Annotated in this window: 5 protein-coding genes; 1 reads left to right on the top strand and 4 read right to left on the bottom strand. The window is 26.4% G+C overall.

Features of this window, described 5'->3' with window-relative positions; genetic code table 11:
- Positions 1-88 precede the first annotated feature (88 nt).
- Positions 89-511: a hypothetical protein gene (locus tag CSUIS19073_RS07920; RefSeq protein ID WP_086242685.1), complete on the top strand. Its 423-nt coding sequence runs from the start codon at positions 89-91 to the stop codon at positions 509-511.
- Positions 512-982: 471 nt separating this feature from the next.
- Here the strand turns inward: CSUIS19073_RS07920 and CSUIS19073_RS07915 are convergent, their stop codons facing one another.
- Genes CSUIS19073_RS07915 through CSUIS19073_RS07900 form a run of 4 tightly spaced genes read right to left on the bottom strand, consistent with a single transcriptional unit; the run spans position 983 to position 5358 of the window.
- Positions 983-1408: an adenylyltransferase/cytidyltransferase family protein gene (locus CSUIS19073_RS07915; RefSeq protein WP_236845318.1), complete on the bottom strand. Its 426-nt coding sequence runs from the start codon at positions 1406-1408 to the stop codon at positions 983-985.
- Positions 1408-2454 (bottom strand): asparagine synthase-related protein, encoded by a 1047-nt coding sequence (locus CSUIS19073_RS07910; protein WP_086242684.1) that lies wholly within the window; start codon positions 2452-2454, stop codon positions 1408-1410. The genes CSUIS19073_RS07915 and CSUIS19073_RS07910 overlap by 1 nt, the downstream gene beginning before the upstream one ends.
- Positions 2454-3962 (bottom strand): CDP-glycerol glycerophosphotransferase family protein, encoded by a 1509-nt coding sequence (locus tag CSUIS19073_RS07905; RefSeq protein WP_086242683.1) that lies wholly within the window; start codon positions 3960-3962, stop codon positions 2454-2456. The genes CSUIS19073_RS07910 and CSUIS19073_RS07905 overlap by 1 nt, the downstream gene beginning before the upstream one ends.
- Positions 3943-5358 (bottom strand): glycosyltransferase family 4 protein, encoded by a 1416-nt coding sequence (locus CSUIS19073_RS07900; protein WP_086242682.1) that lies wholly within the window; start codon positions 5356-5358, stop codon positions 3943-3945. Before CSUIS19073_RS07900 ends, CSUIS19073_RS07905 begins: the two co-directional genes overlap by 20 nt.
- Positions 5359-5428: the final 70 nt, after the last annotated feature.

Raw genomic sequence — 5428 nt, 5'->3', positions numbered from 1 at the left:
TTAAATATAAAAATTAATAGGTACATTTATTAGATTGCTTAGGAGAATCAAGATATAATATTGCTATTAAATATTAAAGGAGAAAAAAATGACAGTTATAAAAAGAGATTTTGTACCGGAGAATACAAAATCATATTATTATACTCGACCGTTGAGTTCAGGAAAAGCTTACTTCTTAGAAGATGCAAATGGAAAAATTTTTTATGCAAGTAAAAATTATATCGATGAACATTTAAAAGTAGATTTATCAAAGATACCGGACTTTACAATTTCTTTAATATCTATGCGATCATATGAAAATTCTAGAAATAGATCTTGTTCTAAAAATAAAACTCATATCAACTATGATAAGTCATATGCTATTGCATATATAACTCTTAGGGAAGAAAAGCTTATTGAATACAAAAATATATCCTATGAGCCACTTAAGAATTATTATGATAAATATATGAGAGATAGAGATCTTGCGGATGAAGATATAAAACGCATAATCAATATAGAGCAAAGCTAAGGAACGCAATATTAGACTATCTTTAAATAACCTGTTAACGTGTTATGCTTATGAGTTTAAATTGAAGCGGATATTAAACTGCTTAAAACAAAATAAAGAAGGAATTGATTTTATTAATAGCCTATTATCTTATTTGAAAAACAATTATATGTTAAGTGACAAACAGATTAAAGGATTAGCAAAATGGACACAATATTTGCCACAAAAAGACTTAAGAGAATCAAAAATAATGAAATTTAAAAACTAAATAAATCATATAAGTAAGACTAAACCTTGAAATATTTTAGAAGTCAGTCTCATTTTATATAATTGTTGCTAATCTCCATAAACCACATTTCAATTCTCTTTAGTATGTTTTTGCATCTTTCGCCTTTGAGAAAATCTTTGGCGGTAGATTATCAAAAAAATGAAATTATAATAAATATAGATTTCTTTAGTCTATAAAATTTTATAGACTAAATATGCTTTTGACTATTGATCTCTTAATTTTTTAAGCGTTTCATTTAAGATTGTAGAGCTAGTGCCTTTGGTATATGGAAAATATACAACCCTAACGCCAACTTCATTGAATTTCGTCTCCATTTCTCTCCAGCTTGGCGCATTAAACCAATCATCACCTACAAATAACACATCAAAATTTAGCTTTTCCCACATTTTAAATTTATCCAGCTCCTCTTGCGGTATAGCAGCATCTACATATTTTATATTTCTTACTATTTCTATCCTTTCTTCAAAAGGAATTACTGATCGTTTATTTTTATACTCCACTAGCTTATCTACAGTTACGCCTACGACTAATTTATCGCACAAACCTTTGGCATTTTTAAGTAAATTTAGATGTCCGATATGAAATAAATCATAAACTCCAGTAGTATATCCTATAACCATTTTTGGCATTACAGCTCTCCTTTATCATGCATATTTAAAAACTGCTCTAAACACCAGCAAAGCCACTTTTGATCACCTGTCATATCTTGAGCGCAATTTTCGATAAATTCTGATCTTGTTGGAATATATTCTTTCAGCCATTGATTCATTGCTCTTGGCATTGGAATTTTGGTTGGGGTTTCAATATTTGGATATCGCTTGGCAAATAACTCTCTCACCATATATTTAGGTTCGCCATTTCTAACTCTATTTAAATTTAGTGGTCGTGCCATTTTCATAAATGAGTATGGATCTAAATATTCTACTCCTCCTAGCTCAAAGGCGTGCATATAAGATGTATATGATTCAATATCCATATAATCTTTTAAAAAGGCTTGAAAATCTATCAAGTCTAAACTTTTGCGATATGGCTCATAGATCTCTTTTACACTGATTGAATTTTTCAAAACTTTGCTTGGCTCGATAGAATTATATCTTTCAACAAATTCGTCAAATTTCCAAGTCTTAGATAAAATCTTATCCATCCCACCAAAAACATAATCAGCAGCATCGCCATATATGATTTTTTCAATACCTTGAGATTTTGCGTGCTTTGCAGCTTTTAATAATTGAACTTCAATCGAATGAAAAGGGACTCCATCTGCTTTAAGAATTTCAGGAGTTAATTCTTCAAAATCTGACCAATTCATCTCAATTATTTCGTGGTCTAGCCCATAAATATCACAATATTTTTTAGCTTGGGCTGTTTCATCTATGGCATTAGGAGCAATACACTTAAAAGTATATGCTTTTGTACCTTTTGGCAAATACGAAGCTAAAATGGCACTATCTATACCACCAGATAATAAAATAGCAGTTTTATTTGGAACATAAAATTCGCTAATCTTATCTTTAATAATTCTATCCATCTCGTCTATGGTAGATACGGGCGTAATCTCCTTTTCATCGCGAGGCTTAAACACAGTATGATTAAGTCCATCAAAGAAATTAATATTTTCATCTTTAATAAACCTAAAGGCTAAGTAGTGGCTCATGCAATATAGTTTGTCAGTCATTAGTTCTCCTTTAATAAATTTGTTATATACTCATATATATTTTTTGCCGAAGTTTTATTATTTGGCGATCTTAGATAATTATTAATAAATATCGCCCTATCTGACTTTTTATAATCATTTTCATTTAAAACAATATCTTCTATAAAATTAATAATATCTTTTTTTAAATCAAATGTATGGTATAAATTGGCATAAACTTTATTGCCAAATTCATCAAAATCTAAAATATTTTTTTTACCTTTTGTAAATAATGCTGGCTTTCCAGTAACCATATATTCAGCCATGAATGATATTGAATCAAATATCATCGCATCAGATGTCAAGAATAAATCTTCAAATCTATTATTTTCAAATTGACAATTTTCTATTGTTGACCATTTTTGATAATATTCATTAATTTGTTTTATTGTCCACTTTTGTCCATTAACTGGTCTAGACTGCAAAGCTTTATAAAGCATTGGGTGAGGCTTAAAAGCAAATTGAATTTCATCTTTATATTTATCTGCAACATATAACATAAAATCATAAATTTCAGCAAATGTGCTAGTAGAATATAATGTCGCTGCATCATATAGCCAGTGTGGTGCCCAAATAACTTTCTTTTTAGATTTATTTTGTTTCTTCCAGACATCTTTTGGTTGATAATTTTGATCAAAAAAAATATCTAACTTAGGATATCCTAAAAAAACACAATTTTTACCTTTTATTTTTGAAATTTCACGAGCCATCTTTAAATGTTCTATAGATGGCACAAAATATGTATCGCAAAGCCAATGACTATCTAAATTAAAGTGACCATCCGGATTTTTGGCGCCAGAAATTCCATATTCAATTAAGTAGTTAAGCGACTGTGGGAAATTCGTTAAATGGTACTGTTGTGGTAAATGCTTCCACCAAGATTTATTATGAAAAATAATATCAGGTTTAAGTTCTTTTCTAATATCTAAATATGTGTCAGTTGTTTCATTGTATGCCTTAATAACATCGTACCCTAATTTCCTTAATTGTTCATATGCCGTTGTGGAATATTTAATCATTTCTTCTTTACCTGTGTAACAAAATGGAACTACACAAATTTTGACATTAAAAATTGGATTTTCTCTAAAAATTTTGTATAAATTTTCCCAAATAAAACAACTAATTCTTGAAACAAAAAATAAAACTACTATTTTTTCATTATTTTTATATTTTCTTCGAACTTTTCTTAATGTATTAAAATGTTTTAACCTAAAAAAGTTTGATTTGGGATTTAAAATTTCATATGGAACATCTCTACATTCAATTTTTAAGAATGGAAGTATATAAAAAAGTTTAATATATAAATTGTCATATATATTATTAATCTTAAAAAAGTACTTTAAAAAAATAAATTTATTAAAATATTTTTTATTTAAAGTTAATAATTTTAATTTAAATATATAAATATATATTTTTTCTTTTATCAATTCAAAATTAAATATTTTTATTTTATAAAATAAAAATACCCTATTATATTTTTTTATTTGCATAGTGCACCTTTTTACCCATAGAATTTGGAAATTTATATGGTATATATTCTTTATATGAAATAATTTTTATTCCAAATAAATAATATTTATTAATTCCATTTCGTCTATTTATCCTAAAATATCTAATGCCAAATATATAAAAATCCGTTCTTACAACAAAATCTATTTTTTTAAATAGCTTTAATCCTAATATAGATAGCCTGATAACTTTTATAAGAGAATAAGGTGTATATCTTATAACTCTCTTTAACTTATCAAAAGTTAAAGAACTATTAATTATCTGTTCTAAAAAAATAGAGGCTAACTTGTTAATATTGCCATGATTATTTTTATAATATTGATAGCACTTATTACCAATATTTCTTTTACCATTTTTTAATAAAATAGTTTCTACGCTATTAGCAATTGAGATATATTTTATATTAAAATCTTTTTTTTGATCAACTGTAATCCCAGTACAATAGCAATTCGTGTCAAAATACCAATACACTTGATTATCTTGAATTTCGTTAGTGTTCATTAATAAAACTGCCGAAGGTATTCTAAGAGCTGATGCTTCAATGACGCAAGTACCAACTCCATATAATAGATCTATATTGTTAATTAAATATTCATCTAATTGATTATATGCTATAGATCCGGTATATAAAATATCTATTTTATCACCATATTTCATTAATTCTTGTTCAACTTTTTTTCTATATACTCCATCGCCAATAATATGAAGTCTAATTTTTTTACTAATATTAATTTCGTATAGATTTTTTGCCAAATAAAATAAACTTTGTATTTTATCTGCTGATAATCTAGATAGAAAACCAATATTGATATAATCTATATCTAATAATTCTTTAGGAGCTTTAAGAGTTTTATTTGGTACTGTTAAATAATAAAAATCATTATTATAAATATTTGCATTACTATACCTATTTATCGAATCCATGCTAGACCAATCATGAAACATTATAGCTCTAGAATGTTTAATTAAATTAAAAAATTTTAATGTTTCATTGTTTAAAAACAACAAATCCCAAGCACAAGGATTAGTTTCATTATGCCAAAAAATAATTTTATTATCTTTATGCATATTTTTAAGTAATATTACTCTTGTGCTTGTAGCAAATATAACACACTTTTTATTCAATGGGAACAATTCCGAATTTGGATCATATGGTATAAAATTTATATTTTTAATATTTTTTATAAGCGTTCTAGGGTGTCCATCTATTAAATCGCAAAAATATATATTTAAATTTGTATTATTAGCTAAATATTCAGCCATTTGAACCTTGCAAGTTGTAGCGCCAGTTATAGCATGAACCGGTTGAAAAAAACATATATTTTCATATCCTTGTGATTTTATAATTTCCGTTAGCTTTAATAATCTAGAATGCATATATTTATCCACCTTAACTTTTTCAATTAATAATTTATATTTTTATGATTTGCTTTCAATCAATTCTATT

The sequence above is a fragment of the Campylobacter sp. RM19073 genome (assembly GCF_024723495.1).
Classification (GTDB): Bacteria; Campylobacterota; Campylobacteria; order Campylobacterales; family Campylobacteraceae; genus Campylobacter; species Campylobacter porcelli.
This window is presented reverse-complemented; position numbering and strand designations above follow the sequence as displayed.